We start from the raw sequence: 18114 nt of genomic DNA on the forward strand, positions 1-18114 counted from the left end.
AGCACTTTGCGGGTACAGACGTTGGATACACTCATACAACAACTGATCAACGGTGTGATGCTGGGAAGCATCTACGCGCTGATCGCGCTGGGCTATACCATGGTGTATGGCATTTTGCGCATTATTAACTTTGCTCACGGCGATATTCTGATGGTCGGCGCGCTCACCACGCTCTCCGCCATGAACGCCCTGAACACCACCTTCCCGCATATGCCGCTGCTGTTGCAGCTTGGCATTGCCCTGATGATTGCCATGGCCGTTTGCGCCGTGCTGGCGATGGCCGTGGAACGCTTTGCCTACCGTCGACTGCGCAACGCTCCGCGGCTCGCGCCGCTGATCTCGGGTATCGGCGTCTCCGTCCTGCTGCAAACCGTGGCGATGATTATCTGGACGCGCAACCCGCTGATGTTCCCGCAGATCCTGCCCATGGATCCGATTGCCGTGACGTCTGGAAGTGAAACGCACCCGCCCGCCATCGTGACCGTTACCGGCATTGTCACCGTGGCGCTGGCGCTGGCTGTGATGACCGGCCTGTGGCTGCTGGTGGAATACACCCGTCTGGGGCGCGGCATGCGCGCCGTGGCGGAAAACCCACGCGTGGCCACGCTGATGGGGGTTAACCCAAACGCCATCATCACCCTGACGTTTGCCATTGGCGGCGTGTTTGCCGCGCTGGCAGGCGTGATGATGGCCAGCAACTACGGTAACGCCAGCTTCTCGATGGGCTTTTTGCCCGGGATCAAGGCCTTTACCGCCGCCGTGCTGGGGGGCATTGGTAACATTCGTGGCGCCATGATTGGCGGTATCCTGCTCGGCATTATCGAAGCGCTGGGCGCAGGTTACCTCGGTGAACTGACCCATGGCGTATTTGGCAGCAACTATCAGGATGTCTTTGCCTTTATGGTGCTGATCCTGGTGTTGGTCTTTCGTCCGGCTGGCCTGCTGGGCGAGCGCGTGGCGCACAGGGCGTAAGGAATACCATGACAACACTTCAACTCCAGACCCCGACGACGACACGCAAATTCTGGTCAGGCATGAGCCTGTTCTGCCTTGCGCTGCTGATTGCTCCCGTGGTGGCCACGCAGCTTGGCGGCAACTACTGGGTGCGCGTCATCGACTTCGCTCTGCTCTACATCATGCTGGCGCTCGGGCTTAATATTGTGGTCGGCTATACCGGCCTGCTGGACATGGGCTTTATCGCCTTTTACGCGGTCGGCGCCTACCTCGCGGCACTGATGGCCTCCCCACACCTGCTGGAGGTGTTTCCGATCCTCGGCGTCTGGTTCCCGGGCGGGCTGCACACCTCGTATTTGCTCATTATTCCGCTGGCCGCCCTCGTCGCGGCAGTCTGCGGGATTTTACTCGGTGCTCCTACGCTCAAGCTGCGCGGGGACTACCTGGCGATAGTGACCCTCGGCTTTGGCGAAATTATCCGCATCCTGATGCGTAACCTCGACCGTCCGGTAAACATTACCAACGGCGCAAAGGGCATTACCGGGGTGGATACGCTGAACCTGTTCGGCCTGAAGTTCAGCGGCGTATACCACTGGTTTGGTTTCAAAGTGCCTGCCCTGTGGCTGTGGTACTACCTGCTGATGCTGGTCATTGTGGCGATTATTTTTGTCTGCCTGCGCCTGCAGCATTCCCGCATTGGTCGCGCCTGGCACGCCATCCGCGAGGATGAAGATGTGGCGCGCGCGATGGGCATCAACGTGCGTAACTATAAGCTGCTCGCCTTTGCGATGGGCGCCTCCTTTGGCGGCGTGGCGGGTGCGCTTTTCGGCGCGTTTCAGGGGTTTGTCTCCCCGGAATCCTTCACGTTACAGGAATCGATTGCCGTACTGGCAATGGTGGTGCTGGGCGGCATGGGGCACATTCCGGGCGTGATCCTGGGCGCGGTACTGCTTACCGCCCTGCCGGAACTGCTGCGCAGCCAGGCAGCGCCGGTTCAGCAGGCGCTGTTCGGTACGGTGCTGATTGACCCGGAAGTGCTGCGCCAGCTGTTTTACGGTCTGGCACTGGTGCTAGTCATGCTGGTACGCCCGTCCGGGATCTGGCCGGTACGCCACAAGGAGGCGAAGGCATGAGCCTGTTAACCGTACGCAACATGACAAAACGCTTCGGCGGGCTGACTGCTGTAGATGACGTTTCGATAACCGTGAACAGAGGCGAGATCTACGGGCTGATCGGCCCCAACGGCGCAGGAAAAACCACCTGCTTTAACCTCATCACTGGCCTTTATCCGGCGGACAGCGGCGAGTTTTCGATAGCGGATAAGCCCTATTTCCCTAAACACATAGAGAAAGTGACCGCCGCCGGGATTGCGCGCACCTTCCAGAACGTGCGCCTCTTCAACGACATGTCGGTACTGGAAAACGTGATGGTGGGCCGCCACGTGCGCACCCGTAACGGCCTGTGGGCCGCGCTGAGCCACCACAAACGCGCCCGTGAGGAAGAGAAAAAGACCCGCGAACTGGCCTGGCACTGGCTGGACTATACCGGCATTGCGCAGTTCGCCCACTATCGCGCCTGCGATCTGGCCTATGGCCATCAGCGTCGCCTTGAAATCGCCCGCGCGCTGGCAACAGATCCGCTGCTGCTGGCGCTGGACGAACCCGCCGCCGGGATGAACGCGGCGGAAAAAGTGGCGCTCGGCGAGCTGCTCATCCGCATCCGCGATGACGGCAAAACCCTGCTGATGATTGAACATGACGTCAAGCTGGTGATGGGCATCTGCGACCGCCTGACGGTCCTTGATTACGGCAAAACGCTTGCCAGCGGCACGCCGGAAAACGTGCGGCGCGATCCGGCAGTGATCGCCGCCTGGCTTGGAGGCAACGCCCATGTCTGAATTACTGAAGGTAGAACGTCTGGACGTGCATTACGGCGGCATTCAGGCCGTACGCGACGTCTCCTTTACCCTGCGCGAGGGCGAACAGGCTACGCTGATCGGCGCGAACGGCGCGGGGAAAAGCTCCACCGTACGCGCCATTACCGGGCTGGAAAGCTTTAGCGGCAGTATTGAATTCAGCGGTAAAGCGGTGTGTAAACAGAGCCCGGAGACCCTGCTTCGCGATGGACTGGTGATGGTCCCGGAGGGCCGCGGGATCTTCTCCCGCATGACGGTACTGGAAAACCTGCAGATGGGCGCCTGGCTAAGGCGTGACACGGTCACCGTTAAACGCGAAATGAACGAGATATTCGAGCGCTTCCCGCGTCTGGGCGAACGCCAGCATCAGCTTGCCGGGCTGTTGTCCGGCGGTGAGCAACAGCTGCTGGCCCTTAACCGCGCCCTGCTCAGCCGCCCACGTCTGCTGATCCTCGACGAGCCCTCGATGGGCCTTGCCCCGAAAATGGTCGAGAACATTTTTGCCGTGATCGCCGGGCTGCGTGAGCGCGGTGTCGCCCTGCTGCTTATTGAACAAAACGCCCGGCTCGCGCTGGAAGTGACCGACAGCGCGTGGGTGATGGACAGCGGCAGCATTGTTCATCATGGCGAATCGACTGCACTGCTTAACGACGACCAGATTGCACAGATTTATTTGGGCGAAATGCCCGTTTAACCACACCAGCCAATATCAGGGAAATACAATGAAAACAGTAAAAATCAGTGCGCTCAGCGCCGCTATTCTCCTCGGCAGCTTTGCCTCGACGGCCACGTGGGCCGCTGACAGCGAAACCGTGGTCATCGGTCTGGCGGGGCCGCTGACCGGCCCATCAGCCCGTATCGGGAAAGATCTGGAGAACGGCGCGCAGCTGGCCATTGACGATATTAACAAGCAGCACCCGACCATCGGCGGCAAAGCGGTCACCTTTAAACTGCAGTCCGAAGACGATCAGTCTGACCCGCGTACCGCCGTGGCCGTCGCGCAGCGTCTGGTGGACAGCGATGTGGCGGGCGTGGTCGGCCACTGGAACACCGGCACCAGCATTCCTGCGGCCCGCATTTATCACGATGCAGGCATCGCCCAGGTGGCACCGGTCGCGACCGGTCACGCCTATACGCAACAAGGTTTTGATACCAGCTTCCGCGTGATGGGACACGACGATGACGGCGGCCAGCTCGCCGGTCAGTATGCGGTCAATACCCTGAAAGCCAAACGCATCGCGGTGATCGACGACCGCACCGCATTTGGTCAGGGGCTTGCAGACCAGTTTATTAAATCGCTGGAAGCCCAGGGCGTGAAAATTGTCGATCGTCAGTACGTGGATGACAAAACGGTCGATTTCAGCGCCGTACTGACCGCTATCCGCAGTAAAAACGCCGATCTGATCTTCTTCGGCGGCGTCGACAGCCAGGCCGCACCGCTGGCCCGTCGCATCAAACAGCTGGGCATGAATGCCACGCTGATGGGCGCAGGCGGATTCGTCAGCCAGACGTTCCTGAAGCTGGCGCAGAAAGAAGGCGAAGGCGTTGTGGCGCTGGAGCCGGGTCTGCCCGTTGACCAGATGCCGGGTGGAAAGGCATTCGAGCAGGCCTATCAGTCCCGCTACCACACCCATATCGAACTGCACGCCCCGTTCGCCTATGACGCCACCCGCGTGCTGGTTGCGGCGATGGAAAAAGCAGACTCCGTTGAGCCTTCCGCGTATCTGCCTGCCCTGCGCGCCATCAGCTATTCCGGCGTCACCGGGCAGATCGCGTTTGATAAAGAGGGCAACCTGAAATCGCCGTCGTTCACGGTCTACAAGGTTGTCGACGGCAAATGGCAGCCGCAGACCGTGCTGGGCGGCGCAAAAGCGAAGTAACGCAGCGAGGCAATGTGATGAGTGATAATAACGAGCTGGGCATTCTCGCCCGCCGCAAAATTGAAGCCGAAATTATTAAGCCAATTTATGAAATCCTGGTGCGCGAGATAGGGAAAGCCCGCGCCCAGGCGGTGATTGGCGAGGCCATTGAGCAGGCCGCGATTGACGCTGGCAAAGCGTTTGCCAGCAAAGAACCCAACGGCGCGAACATCAAGAGCTTTATCGCCCTGCAGTATCTGTGGGAGAAAGATAACGCCCTGGAGGTGAAGGTGATCGACGCCGACGACCAGCAGTACAACTACAACGTGACCCGCTGTCGCTACGCGGAGATGTACCACGAGATGGGGCTGGGCGAGATTGGCCACCTGCTCTCCTGCGCGCGCGATGAAAAATTCATCGTTGGCTATGCGCCGGACGTTGAGCTAACCCGCACCACTACCATTATGCAAGGCGGTGCGTGCTGTGATTTCCGCTACCGCAGCAGCAAGGACAAGCCATGATGCGCGTCAACGCCGAACGGTTGTGGTCAACGCTTGAGATGATGGCGCAGATCGGCGGCACGCCTGCCGGTGGCGTCACCCGTCTGGCATTAAGCGAGGAAGATCGTGTTGCGCGTAACCTGCTGCGCGACTGGGCGCTGGACGCCGGTTTTACCTGTGACGTCGACAGCATGGGCAATATGTTTATCCGCCGCGCGGGAAAAAACCCGCAGCTTGCCCCGGTTATGACCGGTTCGCACGTGGATACCCAGCCGCTGGGGGGGAACTACGACGGGGTTTACGGCGTGCTGGCCGGGCTGGAGCTGCTGCGTACCCTCAATGACCATCACGTTGAGACGGAGCGTGACATCGTGCTGGTTAACTGGACCAATGAAGAAGGCGCGCGCTTCGCGCCAGCCATGCTCGCTTCAGGGGTCTGGACGGGGCAGTTTAGCGAAGCGTACGCTCATGCCCGCGCCGATCACGATGGCATCACCGTGGGTGAAGCGCTGGATAACATTGGCTACCGGGGTGAAGCCCCTGCCCGCGCGTTTCCGGTTCACGCCTGCTACGAGCTGCACATCGAACAGGGACCGATTCTGGAAGACGAAGCCCTGGATATCGGGCTCGTCCGCGCGGCAATGGGCCAGCGCTGGTTTACCCTGACGCTGGACGGATTTGCCGCCCACGCGGGCACCACGCCGATGCACAGCCGCCGCGACGCGCTGACGGCCTTCGCCGAACTGGCGCTGAAGGTGGAAGAGATTGGCTATCGGCATACGCCGGACGGACGTGCGACGATCGGCATGGCGCAGGTTACGCCAAACTCGCGCAACGTCGTGCCGTCTCGCGTGGTATGCAGCGTGGAGTTTCGCCATCCGGCGCAGGCGGCACTGGAAGCCATGGAGGCAGCGCTGCATAAGGTAGCTGAAAGCCTGAGCCTGCGCGGCGTGTCGGCACTCGTTGAGCGCATTTTTGACTACGCGCCCATCGCGTTTGATGCAAAATGTCTGGCTCGCACGGAGAAGGCGGTGGCAGAACTGGGCTATTCGTCAAAACCGATGGTCTCGGGTGCGGGACATGACACCTGCTATGTCAGCAACATTGCCCCTGCCAGCATGATCTTTATCCCCTGCGTGAAAGGCATCAGCCATAACGAAGCGGAAAGGATCCTCCCTGAGTGGTCCGAGAAAGGGGCGAACGTGCTGTTGCACAGCGTCCTGTCCGCGGCCCAGGAGAGCTAAAACGGCGCGAAAGCAGCCCCTGCTTTCGCGCGACGCTAGACGGCAACGCGGCGGCTGATTTCAACCACCCTATCGCTGGGAAGGTGGTAGTGGTTGATGACGTGCGTGCAGTTGCGCTTCATGAAGGCAAAAATGTGTCGTTGCCAGGCCGCCATACCGGCCCCGCCTTCGCCTGCCACAATGGTTTCATGCCCGACATACCAGGTGGCGTCGTCCGTGGCAAAAATTGCGTTAATCTCGCTGACGCCCTGCAACAAACGTGGGATGTCCGGGTGTTCCATAAAGCCATATTGCGCCACGCCGTGCCAGTAGCCCGGCGCGCGCTGCTCCACCCTGATACGCTGCTCTTCTCCGACGTAGGGCACGTTGAGAATATCAATGGTCAGCGACAACACGTCCTGCTGTAGCGCCCGGTTTCGCGCGACATGCCAGCGCATTACCGGTGGGATATTGTTCTGCGTGCGGGTCAAAAAGACAGCAGAGCCCGTCACTCTGGGCACCGTCTTTTGCTGAAGCTGGGCAAAGAACGCATCCACGCTGACGCCCTTCTCGCCCACCGACGCGGATACCGCCTGCACGCCGCGATGCCAGATCAGCATCACCGTACAAATGGCGGCGGCCATTAGCAGCGGGATGTAACCGCCCTCAAGGACCTTAATCAGATTGGCAAATAAGAAGGTGGCATCGATCGTCAGGAAACAGAGGGCGATGATCCCGCTGCTGAACAGGCTCCAGCGCCATACTTCCCGCATAGCGACAAACAGCAGTCCTGTCGTCATCAGCATGGTTAACGACACAGCAATGCCGTACGCCGCGGCAAGCTTGTCGGAGGATTTAAAGAACACCACCAGCCCTATCGTCACCACCATCAGCAGCCAGTTTATTATCCCGATATAGATCTGACCGTAGCTTTCTGCAGCCGTCTGTTTGATGCGTAGCCGGGGTAACCAGCCGAGCTGAATCGCCTGACGCGTCATGGAAAAAGCGCCGGTAATAATCGCCTGACTGGCAATGATCGTCGCAAGCGCGGCAAGAATGATGAGCGGCACCTGCAGGGCTGGCGGACAGAGCGTATAGAATAGATTTTGTTTGCTGTCGGCACCGGCCAGAATCAGCGCTGACTGACCAGCATAGTTGAGCAGCAGCGAAGGAAAGACGACGCCGTACCAGGCAAACCAGATGGGCTTTTTACCGAAATGCCCCATATCGGCGTACAGCGCCTCGGCACCCGTCACGCAGAGAAATACGCCCCCCAGGACCAGGAAGCTGGTGTACCCGTTCGAAAACAAAAACGCGATGCCGTAAGCAGGATTAAGGGCCAACAGTACCGAGGGGTGCTGAACGATCCCCCGCACGCCCAGGGCCGCAATCGCCAGGAACCACAGCGCCATCACCGGGCCAAATATCTTCCCTATGCGGGCGGTACCAAAAGGCTGGATCAGGAACAGCGCCAGCAACACCGCAACCGTGAGGGGTAAGATGTACGGCTGGGACTCCGGAATGACCATCTCCAGCCCTTCCAGGGCGGAAAGCACGGAGATGGCCGGGGTTATCGCGCCGTCACCGTATATCAACGCGGCGCCAATTAGGGCGGCAAAAATGACCCAGCGACCGCCTTTGTCTTTTTCCACCAGAAGCGACATCAGAGCCATAATGCCCCCCTCGCCATGATTATCAATTCGCATGGCGAAGGCGGCATACTTGATGGAGGTCACCAGGATGAGCGTCCAGGTAATCAGGGAGAGCAGGCCCAGGATGACGCCGGGCGTCGGGTCATGCTCAGAGAGCGAAAGCACCGTCCGGAAGGTATAAAGCGGGCTGGTGCCGATATCACCAAAAACGACGCCCAGCGCGCCCCCTGCAAGCAGGGTTAACCGGGAGAGAGGTTGGGACGGTTCACTGCTGTGGCGCGGGCTCATATTTTTCAGCAAGAGTCAGATAATCCTTTAAAAAACATAGCTCATCTGCCCCGCCCGCGCCAACCGCTGCCTCTGTTTTACCGCGCGGTTTACTGCGGATTGACCTTCGCCAGGCTGAACCAGATCCCCACTGCCAACAACAGCAGCATGCCGCCCGCACTGCCCAGCGCCACGCTGTGGGAGGTAATAAACGCACTTTTCGCCGCCTCAATCACCGGCTCCGCCAGGGACGGCGTCAGATCCTGCGCCACCTTCATCGCTTCCCCAATCGATGACGAGGCTTTATCGATGAGCGAGGCATTCAGCCCCTGCGGCAGGTCAATCGACGCCGAGAAGCTGCGGGTCAACAGCAGACCAAAAATGGCGATCCCCAGCCCGGCCCCCAGCTCATAGGACATGGTTTCAATCGCCCCTGCAGCGGCGGCTTTCTCCTTCGGCGCGGCAGCCATAATGGCGGAAGTCGAGGCCAGCAGCGCGCTGGCGGCACTGAAGCCGAGCAGCACCATCAGCCCCCACGCCTGCCACTGCTGCGTGCTGAAGTCGAGCGTCGACAGGCCGATAAAGCTGACGGCGCTGAGCCCCATGCCCCCCGCCGCGACAATGCGTAGCCCCAGACGGCCCACCAGCACACCGGCAATCGGTCCGCTGAACCCGCTAGCCACCATTACCGGGAGCATAAACATGCCCGCCTCGAACGGCGTAAAACCATGGACAAACTGCAGCTCCTGGGCCATCAGCAGCTCAAACCCGACCAGGGCAATCATGGCGGTCATCGCCATCACCACGCCGCTCAGAATAATGCGATGGCAGAAGAGACGCATATCGATCATCGGTACGCGGGCACGAAGCTGAATACGCACAAAGATAAACAACAGCACCGAGCCGGTAACCAGCGCGGCGGCCACCAGCCACGGCGACAGTACGCCCTTAAGCGCGGTTTTGGCGCTGTAGACCAGCAGCAAAATCGCCACAATCAGCATGATGGCATGGCTGATATTCAGCGGCTGCTCCGGGCGGCCCTGCTGACGGGGCACAAAACGCGCGGCCAGGGACACGACCACCAGCACGATCGGCACGTTGATTAAAAACACCGATCCCCAGTAAAAATGCTCCAGCAGCATACCGCCAATCAGCGGGCCAAACGCCGCCCCGCCGGAACCGACCGCCGCCCAGACGCCGAGCGCGATGTTGCGATCTTTCGCGTCGGTAAAAAGCGTGCGGATCCCTGCCAGGGTGGCCGGAATAATCATCGCCGCACCGATCGCCAGCGAGGCGCGCGCCGCGATCAGCCATCCTGCTGAGGGGGCAAACGCAGCCGCCAGCGATGACAGACCAAACAGCGTACTGCCGATCATCAACAGCCGTTTAAAACCGATGCGGTCACCCAGGGCGCCCATCGGCAGCACCATACCCGCCATCACCAGCGAGTAGATATCGATGATCCACAATAATTCGTTACCGCTGGCGCCCAGCGTCATGCTCAATGTTGGCGCCGCCACGTGTAGCACCGTCGCGTCAATCGCGACCGGGATATACACCAGCACGATAATCACTAACGCTAACCACTGACGAAACATAAATTTCCTTTTCATTTTAAACCTGGACACATGTCCAGATTGCGATCCTACGTAAAGTTGAACGCGTGTCCAGCTTTTTGTTACACTCGTTTCGTTCCCATTGAGAGTGAGTAACGATGCGATATCTGAGCAAGGATGAACGGCGCGAAGCCATCTTACAGGCCGCCATGCGCGTGGCGCTGGCCGAAGGACTGGCGGCAATGACGGTACGCCGCGTTGCGGCTGAAGCCGGCGTCGCGACCGGACAGGTTCACCATCATTTTACCTCCGGCGGGGAGTTAAAATCGCTGGCCTTCGTACGGTTAATCCGCGAACTGCTGGATGCGGATGTTGCGGGTGAACAGGCCGGATGGCGGGAACAGCTTCATGCCATGCTCGGCAGCGATGACGGCAGGTTCGAGCCTTATATTCGTCTCTGGCGTGAAGCGCAGATCCTGGCCAGCCGCGATGCCGACATTAAGGGTGCCTATGTGATGACCATGGAGATGTGGCATCAGGAAACGGTGGCGCTGATTAACGCGGGAACGGAGGCCGGGGTATTTCGTCCCGGCGATCGGGCGGAAAATATCGCCTGGCGCTTGATTGGGTTGGTGTGTGGTCTTGACGGGATGTATATCTTAAACATGCCCGAAATGGATGAGGTCGCGTTTAACAATCATCTGGATAAGTTAATCACGCTCGAGTTGTTTACTACCCCGTCTCAGCCGTGATGTTGCCGGGTGGCGGCTTCGCCTTACCCGGCCTACAGCCCACCTCTTTGCGCATTATTTCCCGGCCTGAGGGTGCGTATCAAAGCCCGCCATCACCGCCGTCAATTCTGCGAGTGAAAAACCGTGCTTAGGATCGTCAACGCCCAGCCCAAAGCGTTTCTGCATCAACTGGTAAAGCGCCTCAGCATCCGGTAAGTGAACCTGCTCCTCCACGTGACCGTTCTGCCAGTGGGTAAAGTTGAAGTTGGTCAGCGTCAGCTTGCCGCCGTCCGGCAGATGGCGGCACATCAGCAGATGATGGCGGAAGTGCGACTGCGGCCAGTGCGCCGACCAGAAATTCCCCATCACGTAATCACTGAAATACTGTGTCGTCAGGTCGAAATGGTACATCGACTGCCAGTGCTCGTGGTGACGGAACTGCAGCACCCAGTCGTTACCCTCGCTCAGCAGACGATACAGGCCGTGCGGCGTTTCCTGTTCCTCACTGGCGAGCAGACGAATTGGCGCCGTCAGCGTCTGGCCGCCAAATCCCACGTCCGCAATCCAGCGCTCGCCGTTAAGCTCAACCAGCAGCAGGCGGTGCGTGCGCGGCGGCATTTGCGGCGGGCTCGCTAATACCACGCGTCCCAGCAGGCTGCGCACCGTGAACCCGACTTCACGCAATACCCGCTCAAACAGGCCGTTTTGCTCAAAGCAATATCCTCCGCGACGGGCGGTGACCAGCTTGTCGACCAGGCACCGATCGTCAAGCTGGATTTCGCGCGGCAGGACGACATCGATATTCTCAAACGGGATCGCGCAGTTGTGATGTAAATGCAGTGCGCGCAGGGTGTCTATATCAGCAGAAGCCGGTTGCTTCCAGCCGATGCGGGCGAAATAGGCGGTCAGAAAGGGGGACATATATCAGTTTCCTTTGATAGTGATGCTGTGTTTATAAACTAATTCTACGCGCTCACTTTGATTTACGTGCTTTTTCGTCATACTCATCGTTACAGATGAGGAGATCCTATGAGCCACTTTCGCCCTGTTGAATTACGTCATGCCAGCCGTCTGCTGAACCATGGTCCTACCGTACTGATTACCAGTCGTGATGAAACGCTCGACAGACGTAACGTTATGGCCGCCGCATGGTCAATGCCCGTTGAGTTTGAACCGCCGCGCATCGCAATCGTGGTGGACAAAAGTACCTGGTCACGCGAGCTGATCGAACGCAGCGGGAAATTTGGCATCGTTATCCCCGGCGTGGCGGCGGCCAACTGGACTTACGCGGTCGGCAGCGTCAGCGGGCGCGATGAGGACAAATTCAACTGCTATGGGATCCCGGTGGTGAATGGCCCAGAGCTCGGCCTGCCGGTCATTGAAGAGAAATGCCTGGCGTGGATGGAGTGCCGGTTATTACCCGTGACCTCCGCTGCAGAGAAATACGACACGCTGTTTGGCGAAGTGGTTTCAGCGGCAGCGGATGAACGGGCGTTTATCGCCGGACGCTGGCAGTTTGACGGGGATAAGCTCAATACCCTGCATCATCTTGGGGCCGGGACGTTTGTGGCGAGCGGGAAGATGGTGAAGGCGCTGGATTGATTGTTTAAATCATATATGGCTGAATTATATTAAATTTCTATGGCATTTTATGTTTACTCTTGCGTTGTAAAACGGAGGATATTTCCGGAGTTGCTGCATTAGCACTCTCCCGTTAAGGAAATATCAATGTCATGGAATAAAGATGGCGCAATCTCCTATGCCAAATCACACGCCCAACCGAAGAGCACCGGTTATTGTGCTCGCTACGTCACCGAAGCGATCAGAACGGGGGGAAAATTAAAAATTCCCAATACGCGTCTGGCAAAAGATATGGGGCGTACATTGGTCAACGCTGGATTCCGCCTGGTATACGATCAACCTCATGCCGGAGACGTAGCCGTTATCCAAAATATAGTGGGTCACGATAGCGGGCACGTTTGCATTTATGATGGTCAGCAGTGGATAAGCGATTTTGTACAACGCACCCTGTATCCGGGACAGGCTTACCGAAACATACAGCCTCATTACGAACTGTTCAGGCACGACTAATGAAAATACTCTGCTTTTTCCTTTTTGCCCTGTCTCCCTTCGCGGTCGCAGATAGCCTATCTTCACCAGGCCAGGCTGCGCTTAAATTCAATCAATGGTATATCGCTCAGCTGAATCAGGACAAACCACCAGTGCTGAATCCAGACATTATGAATGAATACGTTGCCTCCGGGACAATTGATGCAATTAAGGAGATGTACTCAGGAGACAGTAACGAAAAAGACATGCCCGATGCTGATATGTTCATTAAAGCGCAGGACTGGGATGAGGACTGGGATCAGATAACCGTTCTGCATTCTGATTTTGATGCCGTTTGCACAAACGTTTATATCGCATTTGGTAAGAAACAAGATCACGTTGTAGCAGATTGTCTCGTTCAGGAAAAAGGGAAATGGAAAGTTCGATCGGCCACGCTGATCAAGTAATAAACGTCTATGAAAGCCCTCTGCTACAGCGGCAAAAGCACATGGTAGCCCAGCGACTACCATGTGCAATTTATTAATTACTTCGCACGCCGTGAAATAATCTCATCCGCAACATTCCGCGGTGCTTCCGCAAAATGATGGAACTCCATCGTATACGTCGCGCGTCCCTGGGACATCGAACGCAATGTCGTGGCATAACCAAACATCTCTGCCAGCGGTACGTCGGCGCGGATAATCTGGCTGCCGTACTGCTCTGCCATCCCCTGCACCATGCCGCGTCGGGATGAGAGATCGCCCATGATGTTACCGGCGTACTCTTCCGGTGTTTCCACCTCCACATGCATGATCGGCTCAAGAATCACCGGATCCGCCCTGCGGGCCCCCTCTTTAAAGCCGAGGATCGCCGCCATGCGGAACGCCATCTCCGAGGAGTCGACGTCGTGATACGAGCCAAACGTCAGCGTCGCTTTGACATCGACGACCGGATAGCCCGCCAGCACGCCGCTGTTCATCGCTTCCCGCAGCCCTTTCTCAACGGACGGAATATACTCACGCGGCACCACGCCGCCCTTAGTGGCATCTTCAAATTTAAAGCCACTTCCGGGCTCCAGCGGCTCCAGGCTCAGCACCACATGACCGTACTGGCCTTTACCGCCGGACTGTCGGACAAATTTGCCTTCGATATCCTTCACCGTTTTACGCAGGGTTTCACGGTAGGTCACCTGCGGACGACCGATATTTGCTTCGACGCCAAACTCACGCTTCATGCGGTCGACGATAATCTCAAGGTGTAACTCACCCATCCCGGAGATAATGGTCTGGCCGGACTCCTCGTCAGTGTGCAGGCGGAAAGACGGGTCTTCTGCCGCCAGACGCTGCAGCGCAATGCCCATTTTCTCCTGATCGCCTTTGGTTTTCGGCTCAATCGCCAGCGAAATCACCGGATCCGGGAACTCCATGCGCTCAAGCGTAATGACGGCGTTCGGATCGGTGAGCGTGTCACCGGTGGTCACGTCTTTCAGCCCGACGCAGGCCGCGATATCCCCGGCGCGCAGTTCGTCCACCTCGTGGCGATCGTTGGCATGCATCAGCACGATACGCCCGATGCGCTCTTTCTTCCCTTTCACCGGGTTATACACCGCGTCGCCTTTGCGCAGCACGCCAGAGTACACGCGGATAAAGGTCAGTTGTCCGACGTACGGGTCGCTCATCAACTTGAACGCCAGAGCCGAGAACGGCTCATCATCACTCGGGTGACGCTCCGCGTGCTGCCCTTTTTCATCCACGCCATCAATGGCCGGCACGTCCAGCGGCGACGGCATAAGCTCAATCACCGCATCGAGCATGCGCTGTACACCTTTGTTTTTGAACGCGCTGCCGCACAGCATCGGCTGGATTTCCCCCGAAATGGTGCGAATACGTAGCCCTTTGATAATTTCCGCTTCCGTCAGGTCGCCGGTTTCCAGGTATTTGTCCATCAGTTCATCGCTGGCTTCCGCCGCCGCAGAGACCATTTTTTCCCGCCATTCCTGGGCGGTACTGACCAAATCGTCCGGCACGGGCGCATAGGTAAACACCATGCCCTGCGTCGCATCGTCCCACAGAATGGTGCGCATCTTGATCAAATCCACCACGCCGGTGAAGTGATCTTCGGCCCCCACCGGGATGACAATCGGCACCGGATTGGCCTTCAGGCGTTCCTGCATCATCCGCACGACGCGGAAGAAATCGGCACCCGGACGGTCCATCTTGTTGACGAAGGCCAGACGCGGAACGTGATATTTATTGGCCTGACGCCAGACGGTTTCCGACTGCGGCTGCACGCCGCCCACGGAGTCATACACCATCACGGCACCGTCGAGTACGCGCATGGAACGTTCCACCTCAATGGTGAAGTCCACGTGCCCCGGGGTGTCGATGATGTTGATCCGGTGCGGTTCATAGCCTCTGTCCATGCCTGGCCAGAAGCAGCTAACCGCCGCGGACGTAATGGTGATCCCGCGCTCTTGCTCCTGCGCCATCCAGTCAGTGGTTGCCGCGCCATCGTGTACTTCACCCAGCTTGTGGCTCATCCCGGTATAAAACAGGATGCGCTCAGTGGTGGTGGTTTTACCGGCATCGATATGCGCGGAGATACCGATGTTGCGATAACGTTCGAGAGGGATGGGTCGGGGCATGATATTTCCTTAGTCACTATGACATGTTTGTGACGACCAGGATGGTCGTGCATTCGTTCGTTTGCTATAATAGTCCTATTGTACGAGTATTATCGAACTATTTTTTAAGGGTTGACCTATTGTTGATATAGCTCAATCTGACGCCATACGCAGGAAAACGATGATCCCTAACCACCCTGAAACTGAACAAATACTGCTGGAAAATGTGCTCTTTGCCCTCGGCAACCCGCTCCGGCTATCGATTATTCGTCGGCTGGCCGATGGCAGCGAACTCAGCTGCAACGCGCTGCGCCCGGAAGATGTGGTGAAGTCCACGATGACCCATCACTGGCGCGTATTGCGCGACAGCGGGGTCATCTGGCAGCGTCCGCAGGGACGCGAAAACATGATTTCATTGCGACGAGACGATTTGGATACCCGCTTTCCGGGGTTGATGGCGATCCTGCTGCAGGTTAAGTAACTTCTGTCCCTTCCAGGCGATAGACCGGGACCTGCCGGGTTGTTTTGGTAAGCGTATCGAACACCTCGGCGTTGGACGTCACGATCCGCATCCCTGTTTTGCGTAACCGTTGTACATCAGCCGCGATGCGCTGAATGCCAAACCAGAAAAGCCCGTCGAGCGCGGTCACAGACAGCCCGTTTTCCAGCGCCAGTTTGAGGCGCTCTTTTGGCGCTTTCACCTGCTGGGCAATTTGCCGGTAAGACGCTTCCGTCGCACCCGTGGCGTCACTGCGCTGGATCCGCGTCTTCAGGTGATAGGTAAACTCGTCAGGTATGCCGTCCAGATCCCGTTTAAGGCTGTAGACGCAGCCAAAGCGCTTGCCGTTAAACAGAACATTTTTCTGACTGAGCTGAAGCTCTTTTCTGACAGCGTCAATCAACTGGGGCGCGCGGGTGAGAAGCAGCCTGAAGGGCAGCTCGAAGCTGGTGACGTAGTCCACATTAAGCAAGGCGAGACGCAGACGATCCTCCGCACCGGACTGTTGCTCACGACACTCCTCCAGCACCTCCGCCCACTGGCGCGTCAGGCGCTCCGGTTCGGCGGCTTCGGTCAGGAGATATTTTTCAATCTGATAATCAACTCTTCCGGTCATCGTGTGGTATCCCGTCGCTGTGGCTGCGGTAATTCTATACAGCGCGGTGAGTTTTATAAAGGACTGAACCGCAGCGACACGCTGTAAATGTCGTTGCGATTCAGTATCCTGAGGTTTCGAATCAGTGCGCCATAACCCAGCCCATCAGCAGCGTGGCGAAAATGACCGTCGAGGCACCGCCGATACGCGTCGCAATCTGCGCGAACGGCATGAGCGACATGCGGTTGGAGGCGGACAGAATGGCCACATCTCCCGTACCGCCCAGCCCACTGTGGCAGCAGGTTACAATCGCCGCTTCCACCGGATACATATTCAGACGCGACGCAATCACGTAGCCGCTCAGCGCCATCGCAATCACCACCGATCCGCATACCACTACATAGCCCACCGAGAAGACCGACACCACGCTCTCAAGCGGCACGTATAGCATCCCGAGGCCGATCATCAGCGGCCAGACCAGCGCAGCCGAAACGAATTTATAGCAGCTATGCGCACCCTGCTCCATTGAGGCCGGGATCACCCTGAAGTATTTACACAGGACGGCAATCAGGATCATCAGCACCGGGCCGGGAATGTGGACCAGTTTTTCAAACAAGCCTCCGACGATGAAAAACGCGCACACCATCAGCAATCCGCCGCCCATCAGATGAAAATCTGTCTGCTGTGCGCCTGGCGCCCCGGCAAACAGGCTGGCGTCGTCTTTACTCCGCGTGAGCATGCCATTTCCTGAAAGCGCAGGACGTTTCGTCCCGAGACGCGCCAGCGAGCCCGCACAAATAATGGCGAAAATATTTCCGACGACCGCAGCGGGAGCCAGCTGCGCCACGTAGACGTCCGGCGTCTGCCCCAGTATGGCCGAATAGGCCAGAGACAGGGGCAAAATCCCCTCGCCAATTCCGCCGCCAATGATGGGCACAATGATAAAGAAGAACGTATGGTAAGGCGTAAACCCAAACAGCGTTCCCACAATAAGCCCGCTCAGCACGGCCATCAATGTCCCCGCCACCAGCGGAACAAACATGCGCATCATGCCCTGGATCAGCAGCACCCGGTTCATCCCCAGAATGCTGCCTACCACCAGGCAGGCGATGACGAAATAGAGCAGATTCGCCTCCTTCATCAGCAGATGCACCGTATCAAGGGTTTGTGTCCCGAATGCGCCAAAATAGACCAGCACGGAAGGCACCATCAGACACAGGATCGCCGGGCCGCCGATGTCCTTCAGCACGGGGATTTGACGCCCCACTTTGGCAAACGCAAAGCCAAGGGTCATGATGACCGCCAGTCCGCCTATCATATTTTTCGGCAACAGCCCTGCCCAGGCGGACGTCGCCACAATCGCGGCAATCCCCACGAACAGCATCAACGGGACTGCGCCAACCTCGGTATTGTTGAGCCCAAAGGCGAAACGCGAGGTCGACAGCTCAGAAGTCGGTACAGGATTATCTTTCATATAATCACCTGAAATTTGTGTTCGGATATGCAGAGAACGGAATAAACGAAAAACTATTCCTGATTCGAATAAATGTTCTTAAATAGAAAATAAAAACTTTGGTGGCCTTTTCTAAAAACAGGCTCAGCGTGAAATTAACATGCCCCCCCAAAGAGAAATGTGAACACAATAGCCCTTTCCTTTTAAATAATTTAATTCATTATTATGTAACTAAAGT

18 protein-coding genes are annotated in these 18114 nt (G+C 57.8%); 12 read left to right on the forward strand and 6 right to left on the reverse strand.

What is annotated here, in order from left to right:
* Positions 1-21 precede the first annotated feature (21 nt).
* From ACMGGQ_RS10145 to ACMGGQ_RS10175, 7 genes are read left to right on the forward strand one after another with little or no spacing between them, the layout of a single operon-like run.
* A complete protein-coding gene (locus ACMGGQ_RS10145; RefSeq protein WP_069719169.1) occupies positions 22-972 on the forward strand; it encodes a branched-chain amino acid ABC transporter permease in 951 nt (316 codons plus the stop codon).
* 8 nt (positions 973-980) lie between these two features.
* Positions 981-2087: a branched-chain amino acid ABC transporter permease gene (locus ACMGGQ_RS10150; RefSeq protein WP_420289967.1), complete on the forward strand. Its 1107-nt coding sequence runs from the start codon at positions 981-983 to the stop codon at positions 2085-2087.
* Positions 2084-2851: an ABC transporter ATP-binding protein gene (locus ACMGGQ_RS10155; RefSeq protein ID WP_420289968.1), complete on the forward strand. Its 768-nt coding sequence runs from the start codon at positions 2084-2086 to the stop codon at positions 2849-2851. The genes ACMGGQ_RS10150 and ACMGGQ_RS10155 overlap by 4 nt, the downstream gene beginning before the upstream one ends.
* Positions 2844-3563, forward strand: a complete 720-nt coding sequence (locus ACMGGQ_RS10160; protein WP_420289969.1) for an ABC transporter ATP-binding protein — start codon at positions 2844-2846, stop codon at positions 3561-3563. The genes ACMGGQ_RS10155 and ACMGGQ_RS10160 overlap by 8 nt, the downstream gene beginning before the upstream one ends.
* A 28-nt stretch (positions 3564-3591) precedes the next feature.
* Positions 3592-4749 (forward strand): branched-chain amino acid ABC transporter substrate-binding protein, encoded by a 1158-nt coding sequence (locus tag ACMGGQ_RS10165; protein ID WP_045908804.1) that lies wholly within the window; start codon positions 3592-3594, stop codon positions 4747-4749.
* A gap of 17 nt (positions 4750-4766) precedes the next feature.
* A complete protein-coding gene (locus ACMGGQ_RS10170; RefSeq protein WP_023619185.1) occupies positions 4767-5249 on the forward strand; it encodes an L-2-amino-thiazoline-4-carboxylic acid hydrolase in 483 nt (160 codons plus the stop codon).
* Complete coding sequence (locus tag ACMGGQ_RS10175) at positions 5246-6472, forward strand: Zn-dependent hydrolase (RefSeq protein WP_420289970.1); 1227 nt, start codon at positions 5246-5248, stop codon at positions 6470-6472. The genes ACMGGQ_RS10170 and ACMGGQ_RS10175 overlap by 4 nt, the downstream gene beginning before the upstream one ends.
* A 35-nt stretch (positions 6473-6507) precedes the next feature.
* On the opposite strand, the gene ACMGGQ_RS10180 is transcribed toward ACMGGQ_RS10175, so the two are convergent.
* Together ACMGGQ_RS10180 and ACMGGQ_RS10185 are read right to left on the reverse strand one after the other, a co-directional pair.
* Positions 6508-8391: a potassium transporter Kup gene (locus ACMGGQ_RS10180; RefSeq protein ID WP_420290564.1), complete on the reverse strand. Its 1884-nt coding sequence runs from the start codon at positions 8389-8391 to the stop codon at positions 6508-6510.
* Between the two features lie 89 nt (positions 8392-8480).
* On the reverse strand, positions 8481-9968 hold the full coding sequence (locus ACMGGQ_RS10185; RefSeq protein WP_090392474.1) for an MFS transporter: 1488 nt from the start codon (positions 9966-9968) through the stop codon (positions 8481-8483).
* Positions 9969-10084: 116 nt separating this feature from the next.
* Here ACMGGQ_RS10185 and ACMGGQ_RS10190 point away from each other — a divergent pair, with 116 nt between their 5' ends.
* Positions 10085-10678 carry a TetR family transcriptional regulator gene (locus ACMGGQ_RS10190; protein ID WP_196346392.1) on the forward strand — a complete coding sequence of 198 codons (594 nt, stop codon included), beginning with the start codon at positions 10085-10087 and terminating at the stop codon, positions 10676-10678.
* Positions 10679-10732: 54 nt separating this feature from the next.
* Here the strand turns inward: ACMGGQ_RS10190 and nhoA are convergent, their stop codons facing one another.
* On the reverse strand, positions 10733-11578 hold the full coding sequence (gene nhoA / locus ACMGGQ_RS10195; protein WP_420289971.1) for an N-hydroxyarylamine O-acetyltransferase: 846 nt from the start codon (positions 11576-11578) through the stop codon (positions 10733-10735).
* A 108-nt stretch (positions 11579-11686) separates the two neighbouring features.
* On the opposite strand from nhoA, the gene ACMGGQ_RS10200 reads away from it, so the two are divergent.
* The 3 genes from ACMGGQ_RS10200 to ACMGGQ_RS10210 all read left to right on the forward strand — a co-directional run bounded on the left by ACMGGQ_RS10200 (position 11687) and on the right by ACMGGQ_RS10210 (position 13173).
* Entirely contained in the window at positions 11687-12259 is a 573-nt protein-coding gene (locus ACMGGQ_RS10200) for a flavin reductase family protein (RefSeq protein ID WP_008501752.1), read from the forward strand.
* Positions 12260-12385: 126 nt separating this feature from the next.
* Positions 12386-12748, forward strand: coding sequence for a hypothetical protein (locus ACMGGQ_RS10205; RefSeq protein WP_024909588.1), 363 nt, complete (start codon positions 12386-12388; stop codon positions 12746-12748).
* The gene (locus ACMGGQ_RS10210) at positions 12748-13173 is read left to right on the forward strand and encodes a DUF3828 domain-containing protein (RefSeq protein ID WP_045908810.1); all 426 of its coding nucleotides are present in this window, start codon (positions 12748-12750) and stop codon (positions 13171-13173) included. Before ACMGGQ_RS10205 ends, ACMGGQ_RS10210 begins: the two co-directional genes overlap by 1 nt.
* Positions 13174-13250: 77 nt before the next feature.
* Here the strand turns inward: ACMGGQ_RS10210 and fusA are convergent, their stop codons facing one another.
* Entirely contained in the window at positions 13251-15350 is a 2100-nt protein-coding gene (fusA, locus tag ACMGGQ_RS10215) for an elongation factor G (RefSeq protein ID WP_039262847.1), read from the reverse strand.
* Between the two features lie 160 nt (positions 15351-15510).
* Here fusA and ACMGGQ_RS10220 point away from each other — a divergent pair, with 160 nt between their 5' ends.
* Positions 15511-15810 (forward strand): ArsR/SmtB family transcription factor, encoded by a 300-nt coding sequence (locus ACMGGQ_RS10220; RefSeq protein WP_008501755.1) that lies wholly within the window; start codon positions 15511-15513, stop codon positions 15808-15810.
* Here the strand turns inward: ACMGGQ_RS10220 and ACMGGQ_RS10225 are convergent.
* Positions 15803-16444 carry a helix-turn-helix domain-containing protein gene (locus ACMGGQ_RS10225; protein ID WP_045908811.1) on the reverse strand — a complete coding sequence of 214 codons (642 nt, stop codon included), beginning with the start codon at positions 16442-16444 and terminating at the stop codon, positions 15803-15805. The genes ACMGGQ_RS10220 and ACMGGQ_RS10225 overlap by 8 nt on opposite strands.
* A gap of 121 nt (positions 16445-16565) precedes the next feature.
* Positions 16566-17897 carry a 2-hydroxycarboxylate transporter family protein gene (locus ACMGGQ_RS10230; protein ID WP_420289972.1) on the reverse strand — a complete coding sequence of 444 codons (1332 nt, stop codon included), beginning with the start codon at positions 17895-17897 and terminating at the stop codon, positions 16566-16568.
* Positions 17898-18114: the final 217 nt, after the last annotated feature.

It is taken from the genome of Enterobacter sp. BNK-13, assembly GCF_048685015.1.
Lineage (GTDB): Bacteria > Pseudomonadota > Gammaproteobacteria > Enterobacterales > Enterobacteriaceae > Enterobacter > Enterobacter quasiroggenkampii.